The 19,833-nt window shown below is 72.2% G+C and carries 17 protein-coding genes; 5 read left to right on the top strand and 12 right to left on the bottom strand.

Annotated elements, in window-relative coordinates; all coding sequences use genetic code 11:
- Positions 1-259 precede the first annotated feature (259 nt).
- Entirely contained in the window at positions 260-856 is a 597-nt protein-coding gene (locus ACWCRJ_RS37200; RefSeq protein ID WP_450943430.1) for a M23 family metallopeptidase, read from the top strand.
- A gap of 22 nt (positions 857-878) precedes the next feature.
- Here the strand turns inward: ACWCRJ_RS37200 and ACWCRJ_RS37195 are convergent, their stop codons facing one another.
- Both ACWCRJ_RS37195 and ACWCRJ_RS37190 read right to left on the bottom strand, forming a co-directional pair.
- Positions 879-1,067 carry a hypothetical protein gene (locus tag ACWCRJ_RS37195; protein ID WP_005475753.1) on the bottom strand — a complete coding sequence of 63 codons (189 nt, stop codon included), beginning with the start codon at positions 1,065-1,067 and terminating at the stop codon, positions 879-881.
- Positions 1,068-1,157: 90 nt separating this feature from the next.
- The gene (locus tag ACWCRJ_RS37190; protein WP_450943429.1) at positions 1,158-1,787 is read right to left on the bottom strand and encodes a TetR/AcrR family transcriptional regulator; all 630 of its coding nucleotides are present in this window, start codon (positions 1,785-1,787) and stop codon (positions 1,158-1,160) included.
- A gap of 167 nt (positions 1,788-1,954) precedes the next feature.
- On the opposite strand from ACWCRJ_RS37190, the gene ACWCRJ_RS37185 reads away from it, so the two are divergent.
- The gene (locus tag ACWCRJ_RS37185; RefSeq protein ID WP_450943428.1) at positions 1,955-3,556 is read left to right on the top strand and encodes an MDR family MFS transporter; all 1,602 of its coding nucleotides are present in this window, start codon (positions 1,955-1,957) and stop codon (positions 3,554-3,556) included.
- Positions 3,557-3,838: 282 nt separating this feature from the next.
- On the opposite strand, the gene cseC is transcribed toward ACWCRJ_RS37185, so the two are convergent.
- The 6 genes from cseC to ACWCRJ_RS37155 form a co-directional block, all read right to left on the bottom strand.
- The gene (gene cseC, locus ACWCRJ_RS37180; protein WP_450943427.1) at positions 3,839-5,245 is read right to left on the bottom strand and encodes a two-component system sensor histidine kinase CseC; all 1,407 of its coding nucleotides are present in this window, start codon (positions 5,243-5,245) and stop codon (positions 3,839-3,841) included.
- Between the two features lie 14 nt (positions 5,246-5,259).
- Entirely contained in the window at positions 5,260-5,967 is a 708-nt protein-coding gene (cseB, locus tag ACWCRJ_RS37175) for a two-component system response regulator CseB (RefSeq protein WP_450943426.1), read from the bottom strand.
- An 81-nt stretch (positions 5,968-6,048) separates the two neighbouring features.
- Positions 6,049-6,732, bottom strand: a complete 684-nt coding sequence (locus ACWCRJ_RS37170) for a hypothetical protein (protein ID WP_450943425.1) — start codon at positions 6,730-6,732, stop codon at positions 6,049-6,051.
- Positions 6,720-7,271, bottom strand: coding sequence for a SigE family RNA polymerase sigma factor (locus ACWCRJ_RS37165; RefSeq protein WP_013001644.1), 552 nt, complete (start codon positions 7,269-7,271; stop codon positions 6,720-6,722). Before ACWCRJ_RS37165 ends, ACWCRJ_RS37170 begins: the two co-directional genes overlap by 13 nt.
- 352 nt (positions 7,272-7,623) lie before the next feature.
- Complete coding sequence (locus ACWCRJ_RS37160) at positions 7,624-8,556, bottom strand: A/G-specific adenine glycosylase (protein WP_450943424.1); 933 nt, start codon at positions 8,554-8,556, stop codon at positions 7,624-7,626.
- 272 nt (positions 8,557-8,828) lie between these two features.
- The gene (locus tag ACWCRJ_RS37155) at positions 8,829-9,887 is read right to left on the bottom strand and encodes an LLM class flavin-dependent oxidoreductase (RefSeq protein ID WP_450943423.1); all 1,059 of its coding nucleotides are present in this window, start codon (positions 9,885-9,887) and stop codon (positions 8,829-8,831) included.
- Positions 9,888-10,184: 297 nt separating this feature from the next.
- Between ACWCRJ_RS37155 and ACWCRJ_RS37150 the strand changes: the two genes are divergently transcribed.
- Positions 10,185-11,015: a hypothetical protein gene (locus ACWCRJ_RS37150; RefSeq protein ID WP_450943422.1), complete on the top strand. Its 831-nt coding sequence runs from the start codon at positions 10,185-10,187 to the stop codon at positions 11,013-11,015.
- Positions 11,016-11,157: 142 nt separating this feature from the next.
- Here ACWCRJ_RS37150 and disA read toward each other — a convergent pair whose 3' ends face one another.
- The 3 genes from disA to ACWCRJ_RS37135 form a co-directional block, all read right to left on the bottom strand.
- A complete protein-coding gene (gene disA, locus ACWCRJ_RS37145; RefSeq protein WP_046919581.1) occupies positions 11,158-12,282 on the bottom strand; it encodes a DNA integrity scanning diadenylate cyclase DisA in 1,125 nt (374 codons plus the stop codon).
- Between the two features lie 80 nt (positions 12,283-12,362).
- Entirely contained in the window at positions 12,363-13,772 is a 1,410-nt protein-coding gene (radA, locus tag ACWCRJ_RS37140; RefSeq protein ID WP_450943421.1) for a DNA repair protein RadA, read from the bottom strand.
- Between the two features lie 230 nt (positions 13,773-14,002).
- On the bottom strand, positions 14,003-15,388 hold the full coding sequence (locus ACWCRJ_RS37135; protein WP_450943420.1) for an alpha/beta hydrolase: 1,386 nt from the start codon (positions 15,386-15,388) through the stop codon (positions 14,003-14,005).
- Between the two features lie 216 nt (positions 15,389-15,604).
- Here ACWCRJ_RS37135 and ACWCRJ_RS37130 point away from each other — a divergent pair, with 216 nt between their 5' ends.
- On the top strand, positions 15,605-17,323 hold the full coding sequence (locus ACWCRJ_RS37130; protein ID WP_450943419.1) for a BACON domain-containing protein: 1,719 nt from the start codon (positions 15,605-15,607) through the stop codon (positions 17,321-17,323).
- 254 nt (positions 17,324-17,577) lie between these two features.
- Here the strand turns inward: ACWCRJ_RS37130 and ACWCRJ_RS37125 are convergent, their stop codons facing one another.
- Positions 17,578-18,489 carry a hypothetical protein gene (locus ACWCRJ_RS37125; RefSeq protein ID WP_450943418.1) on the bottom strand — a complete coding sequence of 304 codons (912 nt, stop codon included), beginning with the start codon at positions 18,487-18,489 and terminating at the stop codon, positions 17,578-17,580.
- 71 nt (positions 18,490-18,560) lie between these two features.
- On the opposite strand from ACWCRJ_RS37125, the gene ACWCRJ_RS37120 reads away from it, so the two are divergent.
- Positions 18,561-19,493 (top strand): Ppx/GppA phosphatase family protein, encoded by a 933-nt coding sequence (locus tag ACWCRJ_RS37120; protein ID WP_450943417.1) that lies wholly within the window; start codon positions 18,561-18,563, stop codon positions 19,491-19,493.
- The last annotated feature ends 340 nt before the right edge of the window (positions 19,494-19,833 follow it).

Below are 19,833 nucleotides of genomic sequence, written 5' to 3'. Positions count from 1 at the left end.
AGGGCAAAACGGACTTTTAGGTCTGGTGGTGGGGATTTCTGAGGGTGCTGTGCAGGTGGGGAGGCGTTTGAGGGTGGCTGTCAAGAAGTGGGGGGATTTCTGATGGAGTACGACGTTCGGTCGTAGGTCACCACGTTTGGGGGGTTTCGGGGCGTAGGGGTACCAAGGGGTGTCCCGTTCGGCGGCCGCAGAGGTGCGCCGGGTGGGATTCGTGTCCGTCGAGGCACAGTCCCTGTCTCCGTTCCCCGTGAGGTACTCCATGTCGCAGCGTGTTCGCACTCCCCGCACCCGTATGTCCCAGCTCCGTGTCCGTGCCGCCGTGATGGCCGTCGGGATGGGGGTCTCGGGTGTGCTGGGGGCCGGGATCGCGTCCGCCGCCGACGGGGCTCCGGCCGCGAGCGCCGGCACCGTCCAGGCCGCCGCCGCCAAGAAGGCGGCCTCCTGGGTCAGCCCGGTCAAGGGTTACAAGCTGAGCGCGCGGTTCGCGCAGGCCGGCAACATGTGGTCCGCCAAGCACAGCGGGCAGGACTTCGCCGTCAAGAGCGGTACCTCGGTCGTCGCCGCGCACGGCGGCACCGTCGTGAAGGCCGGCGGCAACGGCGCCGGTGACGGTCCCGCGTACGGCAACGCCGTCGTCATCAAGCACGCCAACGGCCAGTTCTCGCAGTACGCGCACCTCTCGAAGGTCGGCGTGAAGGTCGGTCAGGTCGTCAAGACCGGGCAGCGCATAGCCTTCTCCGGCAACACCGGTAACTCCAGCGGCCCGCACCTGCACTTCGAGATCCGTACGACCGCCAACTACGGCTCGGCCGTCGACCCCGTCGCCTTCCTGCGCGTCAAGGGTGTCACCGTCTGAGACCGCGGGTGAGCGTGCCGGGTCAGCACGGGCCGTAGTCCTGGCCCGTGCCGCACATCGGGGTGTCCGCGTAGTAGTCGATGAAGAACACCATGAGCACGAGCATCACGACCGTCACCGCAGCCGTGACGGCGAGGGCGACATGGTGGCGTCCGCGGAGGAACTCCGCGCGTTCCTCGTCGGTCATGCGGGCGTAGTCCTCGGCGTTCACGGGGCCTCCTCGTGCGGATGCTCGGGAGGTCCCCGAAGGCACTGAGGGTTTACCCGGATACAGGGCCCTTCAAGAGCGTTGCTCAGGTTTTCAGAGGCTTTGGGTGCCCGCGTGTGCCTGGGTCACCAGATCGATCGCGACCTCCAGGACCGCCTCGCGCTTCTCCTCGGGGTCGCCTTCGACGTCCCGGAGGACGAACATGCCGGCGTGCATGGTGAACAGGGCGCTCGTGCAGCGGACCTGGTCGGTCAGGGCGGCGTCGGGTTCCTTGATGGTGTCGATCAGGCGGATCATCCGGTCCTTGAACGACTCCCCGACGCTCAGCTCACGTACCGTCGCCTGGTTCTCCTGCATGAAGCGGAACAGGGGCGCCACGTCGGCCAGGGCCACGCTGTAGCGGCGCAGGATCTCGCGCTTGGTGTCGAGGGTGCGCGGCTGGGTGCCGGCCCACTCGATCAGTTCGTCGATCGGCCGCTGCAGGTCCTGGAAGAGACTGATGAGGATGTCTTCCTTGGTCTTGAAGTGGTAGTAGAGCGCCGCCTTCGTCACGTCGAGGCGTTCGGCGATCTCCCGCAACGAGGTCTTCTCGTACCCCTGTTCGGCGAAGAGTTCGAGGGCGACGTCCTGGATGCGCTGACGGGTGTCGCCGCGGCGCTGCCGTTTCGTCGTCATCCGTGTCACGTCCGTCGCGCCCGTCGCGTCCGCTGTCGGGTCGCTCATCCTCGTACTCCTCGCCGTCGCGGAAGGCCTGCGCCGGTCAAGGCTCGGCCAAGCCCGTCGAACTTACTTGACGCCCGGCTAGTTAGGGACCTAGCTTCCCTAAGTGTAGACAACTAGCCGGTCGGCAAGTAAGTACTCGGTGGCTCCGGGGGGAGTGGAGGACCGCGATGGATGCGGAGACGAAGAACGAAGTGAGCGGTGGGGCGGAGAAGGACGGGCCGCAGCCGCGCAGTGTGCGGGTGGTGCTGCTCGCGCTCATGATCGCCATGCTGCTGGCGATGCTCGACAACATGATCATCGGCACCGCGATGCCGACGATCGTGGGCGAGCTGGGAGGTCTGGAACACCTCTCCTGGGTCGTGACCGCGTACACGCTCGCGACCGCGGCCTCCACTCCGATCTGGGGCAAGCTCGGCGACCTCTACGGCCGCAAGCGGGTCTTCATGACCTCGATCGTGATCTTCCTGATCGGGTCGGCGCTGAGCGGGATGGCCCAGGACATGGGCCAGCTGATCGCGTTCCGCGCGGTGCAGGGGCTCGGTGCCGGCGGCCTGATGGTCGGCGTCATGGCGATCATCGGCGACCTGATCCCGCCGCGTGAGCGGGGCAAGTACCAGGGGATGATGGCCGGTGTCATGGCCCTGGCCATGATCGCCGGGCCGCTGGTGGGCGGGTCCATCACCGACCACTGGGGCTGGCGCTGGTCCTTCTACATCAACCTGCCGCTCGGGGTCGTGGCGCTGGTCGCCGTCAGTGCCGTACTGCATCTGCCGAAGCCGTCGCGGGACGGCCGGTCGGCGCGGGACATCGACTACCTGGGCGCCGCCCTGCTCACCGTCGGCATCACGGCGATCGTGCTGGTCACGACGTGGGGTGGGACCGAGTACGCCTGGGGTTCGGCCGTCGTCATGGAGCTGATCGCGCTCGGTGTGGCCTCGCTGGTCGGATTCCTCTTCGTGCAGAAGCGGGTGGCGGAGCCGGTGATCCCGCTGCACATCTTCCGCAGCCGGAACTTCACGCTGATGTCCCTGATCGGTTTCTTCACCGGGTTCGTGATGTTCGGCGCGGTGCTGTTCCTGCCGCTGTTCCAGCAGTCCGTGCAGGGTGCGTCCGCGACCAACTCCGGGCTGTTGCTGCTGCCGATGCTGGGCGCGATGCTCGCGGTGTCGATGGTGGCCGGACGGGTCACCACGGGAAGCGGCCGCTACAAGATCTTCCCGGTCGTCGGGAGCGTCCTGATGATCGTGGGTCTGTTCCTGCTGGCGCAGATGGACACCGGTACGAGCCGGGTGACGTCCGGGGTGTACATGGCCGTACTGGGTGCCGGTATGGGCTGCCTGATGCAGATCACCATGCTGGTCGCGCAGAACAGCGTCGAGATGAAGGACATGGGTGTCGCCTCCTCGACCACCACGCTGGCCCGGACGCTCGGGTCGTCCTTCGGCGTCGCGATCATGGGCGCGCTGTTCAACAGCCGTGTGCAGGACGTGATGGCCGAGCGGGCCGGGGCGCTGGGGTCCCAGGTGACCGAACGGTCGGCACAGCTGGACGCGGCGAGCCTGGCGAAGTTGCCGGTGGCGGCGCGGGAGGCGTACCAGTACGCGGTCGCTTCGGGGACGCACTCGGCGTTCCTGCTGGGGGCGGTCGTGTCCGTGGTGGCACTGGTGGCCGCGGTGTTCGTGAAGGAGGTGCCGTTGCGGGGGGCCGGGGGGTCGCCCGCGGTGGGCTCCGCCGGTGAGGCCACGGCGAAGGAGGCGGCGGGGGTCTGATCGGGCCGTACCCTCCCGGGGGGTGCGCGGGGAGAGCTCGGGGGGTTCCTGTTCGTGGGCGGGTGCGGCTCCGGTGGGGCTTCTCGCGCAGTTCCCCCCGCCCCTGAAAAGCAGGGGCTGCGCCCCATGCTTTTCAGGCCCGTAGGGCCGTTGCGTTCTGGCCCGTAGGGCCTGGTGCCTTCAGGGGCGCGGCGAACTGCGCGAGAAGCCCCACGCGCCCGCAGAGGACCACGCACCCGCAGCCCCACGCACCCACACCCGCACTAAAGGAGACCCCTCGGTTCAGCCCGGCCCGTCGTGTGATGCCGGCAGCATCGGATAGCTGCCCGTGTTCGTGGGGGCGTGTTCCGGGAGCCACAGGACCGCGACCGCGCCCTCGGACGGGACGCCGTCCGGGGAGCCGGGCGGGCGGACGTTGCGGAAGGTGAGGCGGGCGCCCAGGACGCGGGCCTGTCCGGCGGCGATCGTGAGCCCGAGGCCGTGCCCCTGGCCCGCGCGGTCGGAGGCGCCGGTGCGGAAACGGCGCGGACCGTCCGCGAGCAGGTCCTCGGGGAAGCCGGGCCCATGGTCGCGGACGCGGATGACACGGCCCTCGACGGACACCTCGATCGGCGGCCTGCCGTGCTTCGCCGCGTTCGCCAGGAGGTTCAGCAGGACGCGTTCGAGGCGGCGCGGATCCGTCGTCACCTCCGACTCGTGCACGACCCGCACCCGTACCCCCGCGTCCTTCGCCGCCACCCGCCGGGCCACGAACTCGCCCAGCATGATGTCCTGCAACTCGGCCCGCTCGGAGGCCCCGTCCAGGCGGGCCACCTCCAGCACGTCCTCCACGAGCGTCCGCATCGCCTGCGCCCGGTCGCGGACCAGCTCGGAGGGCCGGCCCGGCGGCAGCAGTTCCGCGGCCGTGAGCAGCCCGGTCACCGGGGTACGCAGCTCGTGCGCGATGTCCGCCGTCACCCGCCGTTCCGCCTCGATGCGCCGGCGCAGTGTGTCGGCCATGGCGTCCACGGCCCGCGCCAGCTCCGCGGTCTCGTCGCGTACGACACCGCCGATCGCGTCCTGCACCCGTACGTCGGACTCGCCCATGGCCACCTCGTGCGCGGCGGCGGCCGCCTTGCGCAGCCGGCGGGACATCTGGCCGCCGATGAGCACCCCGAGGGCCGAGCCGCCGAAGACCACCGCGATGGAACCGATGAGCAGGGCCTGGTCGAGGTCGCGCAGCACCGCGGAGCTGTGGTCGGTGAAGTCGGTGTGCAGGGAGAGGACGCGCTTGTCCTTCAGCGGGACGGCCGCCCAGATGTCGGGCACCCCGTTGCGGCCCTCGGACACATAGGTGGCCCGGCGGCCCTCCGCGACCTTGGCCAGGAGGTCCTTGGGGATGTCGGGATCGTCGAGCTGCACCCCGAAGGCACCGGACTTCAGCGGACGGCCCGATTCGTACATGCGCTGGGCGACCTGGATGCGCTCGTCGGCGAGGTCGCGCGAGTTGTCGAGCATCGACACCCGCGCCGCGTTGTGCACGACCAGGCTCAGCGCGACCGCCACCAGCGCGCCGACCAGCGCGATCGCCGCGCTCAGCTGCCACCGCAGGCCGGTGCGGATGCCCGAGGCGAGCCCCGCGCCGGACCGGCGGCCGCCGACGCCCGACGGCTCCGGCGGCCGCCCCCCTCGTACCACCCTCGTGTTCATCTGCGCCGCCCCGCTCAGGCCTTGAGCTTGTAGCCGAAGCCGCGGACCGTCTCGATGCGGTCCTGGCCGATCTTCGCGCGGAGTCGCTGGACGTGGACGTCGACGACCCGGGTGTCGCCGCCCCAGCCGTAGTCCCACACACGTTCGAGCAGCTTGTCGCGGGAGAGGACCGTGCCGGGGGCCGACGAGAACTCCAGCAGCAGCCGCATCTCGGTCGGCGTCAGCGCCACCGGCGCCCCGGACTTCAGGACCTCCATGCCCTCGGTGTCGATGACCAGTTCGCCGAAGGTGAGGACCCCGCCGGTGCTCGCGGCCCCGGCCTCCTCGGCCTTGGTGTCACCGCCGCTCGCGTGCCCGAAGCGGCGCAGCACCGCGCGGATCCGGGCGACCAGGACGGCACCGTCGAACGGCTTGGTCACGTAGTCGTCGGCGCCCGCCTCCAGGCCCAGCACCACGTCGATGGAGTCGGCGCGCGCCGAGAGCATGATCACGGGGACGGTCGACTCGTCACGGATACGGCGGCACAGGGAGACCCCGTCCAGGCCCGGCACCATGACGTCGAGGAGGGCGATGTCCGGCCGGTCCGCGCGGAACGCCTCCAGCCCGGACAGCCCGTCGGGCATGGCCGTGACCGCGAAGCCGTCGCGCTCCAGCGCGAGCTGGGTGGCCTCGCGGATCACGTCGTCGTCCTCGACGAACAGGACATGGGTCTGCTCTGCCATCCGGTGATCTCGCTCGCTCTCGGTCGGGGTGGGACGAACCGGTCTGGTCGTTCGTGCGCGGCACGGTTCCCGGCGTGAGGGTCAGCTCGGCTCGGGTGTCGCCGTCTCCGTGCCGCCCACCGCGCTGCTGTACTCGGTGCGCGTGCTGGAGCGCTGTACGAAGCCGTCCTTGATCCAGCGGTAGGTCGTGACCTCCTCGCTGGACGGGTAGGAGGACGGGTCGCCATTCTCGTACAGCTGCCGGGTGACCATGAGGTCGCCCCGGTCGATCTCCGCGTAGACGGGGGGCTGTTCGGACAGGAAGACGCTCCGGTACGTCCCCTTCTCCGGGCGGTACACGTACGACGCCACCCCCACGGCGTCCGCGCAGGTCATCACGTTGACCACGAGGTCGTCGCCGGTGCCTCCGGTCAGGTTCCCGTAGGTCACGTCCACCGGGTACTCGTCGGCCACGCACGGCTTCAGGTCGCTCTTGACGGTCCGGCTGACCTCCGGGTCCGCGCGGACCATGCGGACGACCTCGTCGACGCTCGGGTGATCGCCGCCGCCGTCACCGTCCACCGACGCGGAGACGGACGGCGAGGCCGCGCCCGCCGCGAGGGAGTCGTTGTCGGCCGGGCCCTCGTCGCGGGCGCCGGTGCCGCCCGTGCCGCAGGCGGAGACGGAAAGGCCGAGGGCGGTGAGCACGGCCACCGCCGTGATCACCGCCTTCGGGGCCTGCCGGGCTCCTGGCCCCGGGCCGGCCACTGTGCTCAGGCCGCGCAACGCTCCTGCTCCTCGCTCGCTTCGAACGCGCGGGCGGCACGCTCGTCGATGTCCCGCGACTCCAGCTCCTCGCGGAGCCGGGCCAGCGCACGGTGGAGCGTGCTCTTGACGGTGCCGGCCGACATGCCGAGGGCGGCGGCCGTCTCCTCCGTGGACATCTGCTCCCAGTGTCGCAGGACCACGACACTGCGCTGCTTGGGTGCCAGAACCTTGAGGATGTCCATCAGGAGGGCGCGATCCGCGTGCTGCTCGGTGGAGTCCTCGATGCGGGCGTCCGGCAGCTGCTCGGTCGGGACCTCCTCCAGCTTCCGGGCCCGCCACCACTCCGTCCGCGTGTTGATCATGACCCGGCGCAGATAGGCGTCCGCCAGCCGCTTGTCCGCGATGCCCTCCCAGCGGCCGTACGTCCGGGCCAGCGCGGTCTGCAGCAGATCCTGGGCGTCGACCGGGTCCGGCACGAGCCGACGGGCGCTGCGCAGCAGCGCGTCCTGCCGGGTACGGACGTACTCCTCGAATTCGAGCACCTCGCCGTGCGCCATGATCAACCGCCTCCGTTCCCCGTTTCCGGCGTCCGCGCTGTCGCGCGGCGCCGGTTGTCCGCCGCTTCGTCTCGCTGGTGCGATCCGCTCGTGCCGCCTGGTCCGCTGGTTCGTTTCGCGGGTTCCTGCGGTACGCCAATGAAGCTACGGAGGGGTTGTCACGGGGACGTCCGAACCAGCCTGCGGAGAACGCTCGGCTGTCCGTCGGTTGTGTAACAGAAGGAGGAACGGGGTAAAGCGACCTGCCCTTTGGGGCCGGAATGTATCGGTTCACCCCGTCGGGCAGGGATGCGGTCCATGTCGCGGTCGAGCCTCGGCCCTGCGTGGCCTGTGACGTACGGCGGGCCGGCCGTCAGGTGAGAGGGAGCCGGTAGAGGCCACCGGGGAGGGGTTCCACCAGGCCGTCGGAGACCAGTCCGTCGAGCGCGCGGGCGCGCTGCACCGGCTCGTCCCACACCCGGTCCAGGACCGCCTGCGGTACGGGCGCGGTCGCGTCCCGCAGTACGGCGAGCAGCTTGCCGCGGACCTGACGGTCGGTACCGGCGTACGTCTGACCGCGCCGCGCCGGGCCCTCGTGCGCGGGCTTCCCGGCCAGCCGCCACGCGCACTGCCCGGCGATCGGACAGCTTCCGCACGTCTCGTTCTTCGCCGTGCACACCAGCGCGCCCAGCTCCATCGACGCGGCCGCCCAGCGGGACGCCGTACCGTCGTCCTCCGGCAGCAGGGCGCGGGCCACCTTCCGTTCGGCGGCCGTGGTCGCGTTCGGCGCGTACTGCGTGCCGCTGACCGCGCGGGCGAAGACGCGCCGCACGTTCGTGTCGAGCACGGCGTGCCGCTGGCCGTAGGCGAACGACGCCACCGCCGCGGCCGTGTACTCGCCGATCCCCGGCAGCGCGAGCAACTGCGCGTGCTCCCGCGGTACGTCCCCGCCGTGCCGTTCCGTTATGGCCACCGCGGCGCCGTGCAGGCGCAGGGCGCGGCGCGGGTATCCGAGCCGGCCCCAGGCGCGGACCGCCTCGCCCGGTGGTTCCTTCGCGAGGTCCGCCGGGCGGGGCCAGCGCGCCAGCCACTGCTCGTAGACGGGCAGTACGCGGTTGACCGGCGTCTGCTGCAGCATGAACTCGCTGACCATCACCCCCCAGGGCCCGGCCTCCGGCCGCCGCCAGGGCAGGTCACGGGCGTGCGTCTCGAACCAGGCGATCACCGGGGTGTGCAGGGTGGTGGCGGGGATGGGGGTGGGGGTTTCGGTGGCTGGGCTGCTCTGGGGCTTCGTGGGTGCAGTCATGGCACGGTCGATCCTGCCATGCGGGGGTGGGTGCGGGCGGGTTCTGGTGGGGGGTGTCTGGGGTTCGTCGGCGGGTGCGGGTCCGGTGGGGCTTCTCGCGCAGTTCCCCACGCCCCTGAAAAGCAGGGGCCGCACCCCGTGCTTTTCAGTGCCGACGCCGGCCACCTTGCAGGCCCGCAGGGGCCTGGGCTTTCAGGGCGCGGGGAACTGCGCGAGAAGCCCCAGGCACCCGCACCCGCCGACCCGCACCCCCGACCCCTGCCGCGCCCGCCTTAACCGCCGGTCCGCCACCCCAGCTCCGGCCCCAGCTTCGTCGCGATGTCGGTCAGGATCTGCACATAGTCCTCGTGCTCGAAGGTGAACGGCAGTGCGAACGCCACCTCGTCGACCTCACGGAAGGCGACCTGCGCGCGCAGCCGCTCGGCGATCTCCTTGGACGTACCCACCAGGTCGGGTGCGAAGAGCAGCCGCCCCGGCCCCTGCGGCGCGGTGGTCCGGGGCAGCCGCTTCGCCGCGTACGCCTCGTACCGTGCGCGCTGCTCCGACGTCGCCGAGTCGGTGGGGATGACGACGAGCCCCTGTGAGATCCGGGCCCCCGCCCCGTCGGGATGATGCGCCCGGAACTCCCGGATGTGGGAGAGCTGGACCCCGGCGAAGTCCACCGCCGCAGTCGTCTCGCCCTCGGCCTTCACGACGCTGCTGGTCAGGAAGTTCATACCGTTCTCGCCGGCCCACCGCGCCGACCGGAGGCTGCCGCCGCCGTACCACATGCGGCTGCCCAGCCCGGGGGAGTGCGGCTGCACCCTCTCGGAGAAGACCTCGAACCCCTCGGTGCCGCTGAAGTCGCTGGCCGGCTCGCCGCGGACGAAGCCGAGGAGCCGCCGGACCCGATCGAAGCCGAAGTCCTCGGCGTCGGCGGTGTCCGGGTAGAGCGCGGCCTTGACGGTGTCGTAGTGCATCGGGGGTCCGACGCTGATCCCCGGGTTGAGCCGGCCGCCGGAGAGCAGGTCGACCGTGGCCAGGTCCTCGGCGAGCCGCAGCGGGTTCTCCCAGCCCAACGGGATGACGGCGGTGCCCAGTTCGATACGGCTCGTGCGCTGCGAGGCCGCCGCCAGGACGGCGACGGGGGAGGAGATGCCGTACTGCAGATGACGGTGGCGGAGCCACGCGCTGTCGAAGCCGAGCCGCTCACCCAACTCGATGATCTCCAGGGTCGACTCGTGGCCCCGGCGCGGATCGGCCTCGTCGAACAGCCCGATGGTCAGGAACCCCAGCTTCCGCAACGGCCTCGGCGTCGGCACGGTGACGCCGCCCTCCACGGATCCGTCCATCGTCTTCTCCAGGTACGTCGACGCACTGTGCGGTGATGGGGAGATTGTGGCAGCTGTGCATGAGGAGACGGTGAACGGTGGTGCGAGGTCCGGAAGTTCGCCCGGCCGACCGGGCGCGACACGGCGCCGATCCGGTCACGGAGGGTGCCCGTTCGGGCGTTGTGATCACGTACCGCGATCATGTGGCGTCCGGTGGGGGCGCGTTCGGGAACGACCGGGATGATGATCCGGAAAAGTTGGAGTTTCGGGCGGCGGGTGGGGCCGGTGAAGGGCCCGATCTCTCGTACAGTTTGCGCCGTGGGATCTCTGCGCAATCCGATCGGGCCGCTTCCCTCCACCATCTACTGGCGACGGAGGGCCGTTCTGCTGACCGTCGTCGGTCTGCTGGCGATTCTGGTCGTATGGATCGTCACCGGCGGTGGCGGGGGCAACGGGAACAACGCGGGCGAGCCCGACGGCAAGAACCCCGTCACCTCGATCACTCCCGGGCCCTCGGAGTCCGGTCCCGCGATCAGTGAAGCGCCGGGCGGGCGGGACGAGTCGGGCGACGGGTCGAGCGCGGGCGGCGACGGTTCGGGCTCAGGATCCGGCGGCTCGGGTTCGGGTTCGGGTTCCGGTTCCGGGGGCGCCGGGGACGGGTCCGGTGCCGCGGGCGGGGGCACGTCGGACGACGGCGGCAAGAACGGCAGCAGTTCCGGTGAGCAGGTCGAGGCGGGGTCGAGTCTGCCCAACTGCACCGCCGGAGCCGTGAAGTTGACCGTGCGCAGTGTGCGCAACGACTACGAGCCCGGCGTGGACCCCACGTTCGAGCTGATCGCGCGCAACTCCTCCGGCGGTGACTGCAAGCTCGACCTCGGACCGGACAACACGGTGGTGACGATCACCGCGGCCGACGGCGACGACGCGTTCTGGGCGTCCGACGACTGCCATGAGACCGCGGGGAGCCTGCTGTTCAGGGTGCCCGCCGGGGACCGGGTCACCTACACGGTGGAGTGGAACCGCGCCCCCAGCGCGCCCAACTGCGCGACCCCGTCGGCGGGTTCGGCCGGCGCGGGGACCTACCTCGTGGAGGCGAAGGCTCCGGGGCTGGCCACGGCCCGGGCGTCGTTCGTGCTGGAGAAGGACTGACGGTCTGACGGTGGGGGCCGGCGACCGGGATCACCCCCGACGCCCCCTCCCGTCCCGTCCTCCGGAAGGGCCGCTCTCGCGGCCCCGCCCCGGTCTCCGCCCTGCCGGACGGTCTCTGCCCTCCCGGACGGCCTCCGCCCTGCTAGACGTACCGCTCCAGGATCGACGACTCCGCCAGGCGGGACAGGCCCTCGCGGACGCTGCGGGCGCGGGCCTCGCCCACTCCGTCGACCGTCTGTAGGTCGTCGACGCTGGCGGCGAGCAGCTTCTGCAGGCCGCCGAAGTGTTCGACGAGGCGGTCGATGATGGCGCCGGGGAGGCGGGGGACCTTGGCCAGGAGTCGGTAGCCGCGCGGGGAGACCGCGGAGTCCATGCCCTCCGGGGAGCCGGTGTAGCCGAGGGCACGGGCGACGGTGGGCAGTTCGAGGAGCTCCGCGTGGGCGAGGGCGTCGAGTTCCCGCAGGGCCTCGTCGACCGTGCGGGAGCGCTTGGCCGTCGGCTCGGGGACGTAGTCCCGGACGACCAGTTCGCGCTCTGGCTCGACGCCCGCGATCAGTTCGTCGAGCTGGAGGGCCAGGAGGCGGCCGTCGGTGCCCAGTTCGACCACGTATTCGGCGATTTCGGTGGCGATGCGGCGGACCATCTCCAGCCGCTGGGCGACCGCCGAGACGTCCCGGACCGTCACCAGGTCCTCGATCTCCAGCGCGGAGAGGGTGCCGGCCACCTCGTCCAGGCGGAGCTTGTACCGCTCCAGCGTCGCCAGGGCCTGGTTCGCGCGGGACAGGATCGCCGCCGAGTCCTCCAAAACGCGCCGGTGGCCGTCGACGTACAGCGCGATCAGGCGCATCGACTGGGAGACCGAGACGACCGGGAAGCCCACCTGCTTGCTGACGCGGTCGGCCGTGCGGTGCCGGGTGCCGGTCTCCTCGGTGGGGATCGTCGGGTCGGGGACCAGCTGCACACCCGCCCGGAGGATCTTGGAGAGGTCCGAGGAGAGCACGATGCCGCCGTCGAGCTTGCACAGCTCCCGCAGGCGGGTGGCCGTGAACTCCACATCCAGGACGAAACCGCCGGTACACATCGGCTCGACGGTCTTGTCGAAGCCGAGCACGATGAGCCCGCCGGTGTTGCCGCGGAGAATCCGCTCGAGCCCGTCGCGAAGGGCCGTACCTGGTGCCACGGCGCTCAGCGAGGCGCGCATCAGGCCATCGGCACCGGAGCTCCCACCGGACTTTCCGGGAGCTGCTGCCCGGTCGTTGGCTGCCACTGCACTCCTCCGGTCGCGGGTTGGGGGCGCTCCCGTTTCGCACTCGTGGTTCGTACGGACGGGCGAGACCTGGGCAAAGTCTACCGGCGGTCCTCCTCGTCCCGTGGGGCCTCTCGCCGACGGGATCGGGGCAGCACCCGCAGGGCGTCTCCCATGTCGGCCACTTCGAGGACCTTCATACCGGGAGGAACCCTGCCGGGATCGGACGGAACGAGCGCGTGGGTGAACCCCAGGCGGTGCGCTTCGGAGAGGCGGCGCTGGACGCCCGTGACCCGTCTGACCTCGCCCGCGAGGCCCACCTCACCGATCGCCACGAGGTTCTTGGGCAGCGGGGTGTCGGTCGCCGCGGACGCCAGGGCGAGGGCGATCGCGAGGTCCGCGGCGGGCTCCGAGAGCTTCACGCCGCCGACCGTCGCCGAGTAGATGTCCCGCTTGCCCAGGGCGCTGATACGGCCGCGCTGCTCCAGGACCGCGAGCATCATCGAGACCCGCGAGGTCTCCAGGCCGGACGTCGTGCGCCGGGGGGAGGGTAGCTGCGAGTCGACTGTGAGCGACTGCACTTCCGCGACCAGGGGACGGCGGCCCTCCAGGGTGACGGTCAGGCAGGTGCCGGGGACGGGTTCGTCGCGGCGGGTGAGGAAGAGGCCGCTGGGGTCGGTGAGGCCGGTGATGCCCTCGTCGTGCAGCTCGAAGCAGCCGACCTCGTCCGTGGCGCCGTAGCGGTTCTTGACGCCGCGGACCAGGCGCAGGCGCGCGTGCCGGTCGCCCTCGAAGTGCAGGACCACGTCGACGAGGTGCTCCAGGAGACGGGGGCCCGCGATGGCGCCGTCCTTCGTGACGTGTCCCACCAGGAGGGTCGACATGCCGCGTTCCTTGGACGCGCGGATCAGGGCGCCGGCGACCTCGCGGACCTGGGCCATGCCGCCGGGGGCGCCGTCGATCTCGGGGGAGGCGATCGTCTGGACCGAGTCGAGGATCAACAGGGACGGCTTCACCGCGTCCAAGTGGCCCAGCACGGCGGAGAGGTCGGTCTCGGCGGCGAGGTAGAGGTGGTCGTGCAGGGCGTCGATCCGGTCGGCGCGCAGGCGGACCTGGCTGGCGGACTCCTCGCCCGTGACGTAGAGGGTCGGGTGCTCGGCGTCGGCGGCCTTGGCGGCGACATCGAGGAGCAGGGTGGACTTGCCGACGCCCGGCTCGCCCGCTAGGAGGACCACGGCACCGGGGACCAGGCCGCCGCCGAGGACCCGGTCCAGCTCCGGGACCCCGGTGGTGCGGGCGGTGGCCTGGCGGCCGTCGACCTGGCCGATGGGCACGGCGGAGGTGGTGACGCGGCCGGGGGCCGTCGTACGGACGGCGGGCGTGCCGTACTCGTCGACCGTGCCCCACGCCTGGCATTCGGGGCAGCGGCCGAGCCACTTGGCCGTCTGCCAGCCGCACTCCGTGCAGCGGTAGGACGGCCGGTCCTTCGCGGTTTTCGTACGGGCAGCCATGCACGAACCGTAACGGAGGGCACTGACAGCGGCGGTGGTTGGGCGGGCAGGGCCGGGGCCGGCGGCCGTGGGGTGCCGGCGGCCCCGGTGGGGGGCGCCCGTTCGCCGTGGGGGGCGTGCTAGTGGGGCGGGCGCGAGGAAGACGGGTTGCTCACGCCGTTTCCCGCGCCCCTCGGGGACGCGCGCCACCGGTTGCCTGGGAGCGCGCCCCCGTGTCTCGCGAACGTGCCCTATCGGCGGGGCCCGATCGTCAGGTCGGCCGGGCGGTACGGGACGTACGCCGCGCCGTCGAGGCCGAGGGCGAGGGCGGCGGTCTGGAGGGCGCCCGGGGTCGCGGAGGCGCCCCAGCGGCCGGAGTCGAGGCGGGACTCCAGGGCGTGCAGGGCGGCGACGGTCTCGGCGGTGGTGAAGGTGCAGTGGCCCTGGCGTTCGACGTAGGCCTGGCGCAGGAGGGCGGCGTCGCCGGAGGCGCGCACGCGGGCGGCGAAGCGGGACTCCTGTTCGACGGGTACGAGGTCGTCGGCGACGGTGTGGATGTCCAGGAGCGGGACCGCGAGGCCCTGTCCGGCGGAGGAGGTGCGCTCGCCGGCCGCGACGGCGGCCGGGTCGGCGGCGATGTCGGCGTGGGAGGTCAGGTTCCGCAGATCGGCGCGCAGGTTCAGGCCGGCCTTCTTGTACAGAGCCTTGACCAGGGGCGCGTGCTGCGAGTTCGCGAGCACGCGCGCGTAGTCGACCCCCTTGTTCCCGGAGTTGTTGCCGCCCAGGGCCTTCTCGACGTGGTGGCGGGCGGGTTCGACGCGGTTGAGGACACCCTGCGCGAGCCACGCGTACTGCTGGGCCTGCTGCGCCTCCCAGTCCCCGTCGGCGGGGCGGTCCTTGCCGGGTGCCCAGGTGGGCAGGTTGAGGTAGGCGGCGGCGAGGGCGATACGGGCGCGGCCCTCGGGGGTCTGCTGCGCGGCGACGACGGCGTCGGTGAGCTGCCGGCCGGTCGTGGCGCCCTCGGCCTCGGAGGCGAAGTCCACCAGCTTCACCGGCGTGTCCGGGAGCAGGAGCCGGGCGATCGTGTACTCGGCGTCGAGCTGGTAGGTGTGCAGGTCGTTGGCGCCGGCCACGAGACCGCACAGGCCCAGGGCGCCGTCGATCCCGCCGGCGCCGGAGCGGGCCAGCCGGGCGTTGACCAGACCGCCCATGGACTGCCCGACGGAGAGGGTGCGGGTGGGTTCGCCGATCTTCTCGGTGACCGCCGCGATGGTGGCGACCTGGTCGCGCTCGGCGCTCTCCAGGGCCCAGAGGGTCTCGCTCACGTCGTAGGAGGAGCCGGTGAGCGCGTAACCCTCTTCGAGGAGCCGCAGGCGTACGGTCTCGCGGGGGGCGTTCTGGGGCGCGGTGCCGCCGAAGCCGTGGCTGAAGACGATCAGGGTGCCGTTCCAGTTCTCCGGGACGTCCGCGATCCAGGCGGCTCCGTCCGGGAGGGTGCCGGTGAGGCGTTCGACGGCGGGCGCGGCCGTCTGCGCGGTGGCCGTCGAGACGGAGGCACCGGTCAGCGAGAGGACGACGGCGGCGGCCAGGGCGGTGAGCGTGCGGCCGGCGGGCGAGCGGAAGGCGCGTGCGGTCATGAGAGTGGGGCTCCTGACTCGGCATACCTGAAGGCAACTTGGACTCCCGGGAATGTAGGGCGAATAAGTAGCCGTGGTCAAGAAAGTGCACAACATTGGCGCGATGCCGCCGGAACCCGGGGTTCCTGTCCCCTTATGAGGGATCGTTTCACCCGTACGGAGTAAATGTGCCGAACGGGCGAGAAGGTGTCGCTTCCGGGCGCCTACCGTCCATGAATGATGAGCATCAGTCCGGAAACCTCGACCCGCACCACCGGCGCGCACCGGGCGTACAGCGAGGCGCGCGATCGGGCGGCCGCGCGGGCGGTGGCGCAGCGCACACCGGCGCACTACGAGCCGTACCTGGACGGCCTGTTCACCTACTGCATGTCGGTGCTGTGCGACCACGACGCGGCGACCACGGCCCTGGCGGACGTCCTCGCGCTCGCCGACCGCCGCCGGGGCCCGGACGACGCCGGGGGCCGCCGGGCCCGGCTGTACGCGCTGGCCCGGTGGGCCTGTCTGCGCGGGCTCACGGAGGTCCGGCAGAAACGGCCGGGCACGCACGCCTCCGGGCGCCCGCCCGCACACGCCGGCGGGACCGGGAAGCCGCGCGCCGCGAAGAACGCCGTCGGATCCGCCGCCCTCTCCGAGGACGAGGAGCGGCGGCGCAGGCGTGAACTGGCCCGGCTCGCCTGGCCGGAGGCCGCCGGCACCACGCCCGAGCAGCGCGAGGCGCTGGAGTTGGCCGTGCGGCACCAGCTCACCGCCCCCGAGGTCGCCGACGTGCTGGGGATGGACCCGGCCGCCGCGCGGGAGTTGCTCGCCTCCGCCGCCTGCGAGGTGGAGCGCACCAGGGCGGCCCTGGCCGTCGTGGAGAGCGGCGCCTGTCCGGGCGTCGCCCGCCTCGCCGGGGACCAGCCGTTCGTCCTGAGCGCCGCTCTGCGCCGTGAACTCGTCCGGCACGTCGACGACTGTCCCGTCTGCCGCCGCGCCGCCGAGCGCGCCGTCCCCGGCCACTGGCCCGGCACCAGCGTCACGCCCGCCGCGCTGCCCGTTCTCGAAGCGCCGCGCGCGGCCCTCGTGTCGGCCACGGCGCACCTCACGCGCGCGCGTGGCGGCGCCCCGCGCTTCGACCGCCGGGGCTTCCCCATGGACCCGAGGGACCGCGCCGCCCGCCGGGACCGGCTGCGCGCGCGGGCCGTCACGACGACCGTCGTGGCCACGGTGGTCGCCGCGCCCGTCTTCGCTCTCTGGGCCGCCTACCGGGGCGCCCCCCTCATCGGCGAGGGCGCCGACGGCCGTTCCGTCAGCGCGGGCGAGGAACAGGGCGACGGCGACGGCACCGTCGGCGAGGGCGGCGGCGACGCCTACGAGAACGCCGGCAACGCCCGGACCAGGCCCGGCGCCCGCCCCGGCAAGGGACCCGCGGACGACGTGTCCGTGGAGGTCACCCAGGGGAAGGGGCGGGGCGCGCTCTCCGTCACCGCGGCGAACGACGGCGACACCACCCTCATCACCCTGAAGGCGACGGGCGACTCCCCCGTCCGCTGGTCCGCCCGCACCGGCGCCGACTGGCTCTACCTCAGCCGGTCCTCGGGCACCCTGGAGCCCGGCGCGTCCACGACGATCAAGGTGTACGTCGACCAGCTGAGCGAGCCCGCCGGGTACTGGACGGCGGAGGTCTCACTGGCTCCGTCGGGGGCCGTGGTGACGATCGAGGGCTACGGTCCGGTGCCGACGCCGCCGGTCGACACCCGGCCGACGCCACCGGACGCGGACCCGGGCCCGCCGAGGCCCACGGCCCCGCCCCCGGCACCCGACCCGGACCCCACACCCACCGGCCCGGCGCAGCCCGACCCGACCCCGGCCCCCACCGACGAGACCCCCACGGACCCACCCGGCCCGACCTCACCGCCGAGCGACGGGGGAGGCGACCCGCCGCCGGCTTCGTAGGGACGGCGGGGGTGCGTGCCGGGAGGGAAGGTCCGGTTCGGCGGGAGAGCTGCCTGGTGCGTCGCGCGTGGTGGGCCCGCCACGGATCGCCCGGGGCGAGGACGGGTGCCGACTCCGCCTGCGATGCTCGAATCGCACCACGGGCTCCGCCTACGGTGTACGGGCTCCGCCCACGGTGTACGGGCTCCGCCCACGGTGCGGTTCGACCGCATCCACCGACTCGGCCTACGGTCCGACCGCATCCACCACTCCGCCTACGGTCCGACCGGATCCATCGGTTCGGCCGGCGGGGTGACAGGATCCGCCGGATGCGGCGCGACCAGCGGCAGACGCGACGCCAGTCGCTGCTCGCACAGCTCGACCAGGCGGTCGTACCCCGCCTTGCCCATCAGCTCGACCAGCTCAGGCCGGTACGAGACGTACACCGGGTCGCCCGCGCCGTGTGCCGAGGTCGCCGACGTGCACCACCAGTGCAGATCGTGGCCGCCCGGACCCCAGCCGCGGCGGTCGTACTCGCCGATCGACACCTGCAGCACCCGCGTGTCGTCGGGCCGGTCGATCCAGTCGTACGTGCGCCGGATCGGCAGCTGCCAGCAGACGTCCGGCTTGGTCTCCAGCGGCTCGCGGCCCTCCCGCAGCGCCAGGATGTGCAGCGAGCAGCCCGCGCCCCCGGCGAAGCCCGGGCGGTTCTGGAAGATGCACGACCCCTTGTACGGACGGGTCTGGCGGTCGCCGTCCTCGTCCTTGGAGACCCAGCCGGTCTCCGTGCCCACGTCGTGGAACTGCCAGATCTCCGGAGTGAGCCTCGCCACATGTTCGGCGACGCGCTTCTCGTCGTCCTCGTCCGAGAAGTGGGCGCCCAGGCTGCAGCAGCCGTCGGCCGCACGGCCCGCCTGGATGCCCTGGCAGCCGCTGCCGAAGATGCAGTTCCAGCGGGAGGTCAGCCAGGTGAGATCGCAGCGGAAGACTTGCTCCTCGTCCGCCGGATCAGGGAACTCCACCCACGCGCGCGCGAAATCGAGTCCCTTCTCGTCCGGCGCCGTGGACTCCGCGGAGCCCTTCGCCGACTTCGGGGGCCTGGTCGCCGCCTTCGCCCGCGAAGAGCCGCCGGTCACGGCCGCTCCCGCTGCCGACTTGTCGGCCTTTGCCTTTTTCGTCTTTGGCACCCGTCCAGGGTACGGCGCCGGAGGCCGCATCGAGGACCTTGCACGGCTCCGCTGGCAGTAGCGTTCCGCCCATGAGACTCGGTGTCCTCGACGTGGGATCGAACACGGTGCATCTGCTGGTGGTGGACGCACACCCGGGCGCACGCCCCCTGCCCGCGCACTCGCACAAGGTGGAACTACGCCTTGCCCAGCTCCTCGACGAGGCCGGGGCCATCGGTCCCGAAGGGGTCGAGAAACTCATAGCCGTCGTCCACGAGGCGCTCCAGGCCGCCGAGGACAAGGGCGTGGAGGAACTGCTTCCCTTCGCCACCTCCGCCGTGCGCGAGGCCAGCAACGCCGACGAGGTCCTCGCCCGGGTCCAGGACGAGACCGGGGTCGAACTGCAGGTCCTCACCGGCGCCGAGGAGGCCCGGCTGACCTTCCTCGCCGTCCGCCGCTGGTTCGGCTGGTCCGCGGGCAAGCTCCTCGTCCTCGACATCGGCGGGGGCTCCCTGGAGATCGCGTACGGCATAGATGAGGAGCCCGACGCCGCCGCCTCGCTGCCTCTGGGCGCCGGCCGCCTGACCGCCGGCTGGCTGCCCGGCGATCCGGCCACGCCCGACGACGTCCGCGCCCTGCGCCGGCATGTCCGGGCCCAGATAGCCCGTACGGTCGGCGAGTTCAGCAGGTTCGGCGCTCCCGACCACGTCGTCGCCACCTCCAAGACCTTCAAACAGCTCGCCCGTATCGGCGGCGCGGCCCGCTCCACGGAGGGGCTCTACGTCCAGCGCGACCTCAAGCGCGAGGCCCTGGAGTCCTGGGTCCCCAAGCTCGCCCACATGACCACGGCCCAGCGCGCCGCGCTCCCCGGCGTCTCCGAGGGCCGCGCGAACCAGATCCTCGCGGGCGCGCTGGTTGCCGAGGCCGCGATGGACCTCTTCGACGTGCAGACCCTGGAGATCTGCCCCTGGGCACTGCGGGAGGGCGTGATCCTGCGACGCCTGGACCACATGGGTACGGCGTAGGGGGTGTCCCGGCCACGAGCCGAAAAGGCGCCGGCCGCGAGCCGAGGACGCGGGCCACAGGGCGAAAAGCGCGGGGCGCAGCCCCAGCTTTTCAGGGGCGCGGGGAACGGCGCGCTCAGCCCTCACCGACCTGCGGTCGCCTTCTCGGAGCACCCCGACGGCGCAGGGGCGGTGCCCACCCCCCGGCCCGCACCCCATGTCTTTCAGGGGCGCGGGGAACGGCGCGCTCAGCCCCCACCGGCCCGCGGTCGCCTTCTCGGAGCACCCCGACGGCGCAGGGGCGGTGCCCACCCCCCGGCCCGCACCCCATGTCTTTCAGGGGCGCGGGGAACGGCGCGCT

This window comes from Streptomyces sp. NPDC002324, from assembly GCF_053593335.1.
This window is presented reverse-complemented; position numbering and strand designations above follow the sequence as displayed.

Excerpts from the sequence above, each read along its gene's own strand:
- ACWCRJ_RS37200 (WP_450943430.1), top strand. The coding sequence starts at position 260 with ATGTCGCAGCGTGTTCGCACTCCCCGCACCCGTATGTCCCAGCTCCGT.
- ACWCRJ_RS37190 (WP_450943429.1), bottom strand. The coding sequence starts at position 1,787 with ATGAGCGACCCGACAGCGGACGCGACGGGCGCGACGGACGTGACACGG.
- ACWCRJ_RS37185 (WP_450943428.1), top strand. The coding sequence starts at position 1,955 with ATGGATGCGGAGACGAAGAACGAAGTGAGCGGTGGGGCGGAGAAGGAC.
- cseC (WP_450943427.1), bottom strand. The coding sequence starts at position 5,245 with ATGAACACGAGGGTGGTACGAGGGGGGCGGCCGCCGGAGCCGTCGGGC.
- cseB (WP_450943426.1), bottom strand. The coding sequence starts at position 5,967 with ATGGCAGAGCAGACCCATGTCCTGTTCGTCGAGGACGACGACGTGATC.
- ACWCRJ_RS37165 (WP_013001644.1), bottom strand. The coding sequence starts at position 7,271 with ATGGCGCACGGCGAGGTGCTCGAATTCGAGGAGTACGTCCGTACCCGG.
- ACWCRJ_RS37160 (WP_450943424.1), bottom strand. The coding sequence starts at position 8,556 with ATGACTGCACCCACGAAGCCCCAGAGCAGCCCAGCCACCGAAACCCCC.
- ACWCRJ_RS37155 (WP_450943423.1), bottom strand. The coding sequence starts at position 9,887 with ATGGACGGATCCGTGGAGGGCGGCGTCACCGTGCCGACGCCGAGGCCG.
- radA (WP_450943421.1), bottom strand. The coding sequence starts at position 13,772 with ATGGCTGCCCGTACGAAAACCGCGAAGGACCGGCCGTCCTACCGCTGC.
- ACWCRJ_RS37135 (WP_450943420.1), bottom strand. The coding sequence starts at position 15,388 with ATGACCGCACGCGCCTTCCGCTCGCCCGCCGGCCGCACGCTCACCGCC.
- ACWCRJ_RS37130 (WP_450943419.1), top strand. The coding sequence starts at position 15,605 with ATGATGAGCATCAGTCCGGAAACCTCGACCCGCACCACCGGCGCGCAC.
- ACWCRJ_RS37120 (WP_450943417.1), top strand. The coding sequence starts at position 18,561 with ATGAGACTCGGTGTCCTCGACGTGGGATCGAACACGGTGCATCTGCTG.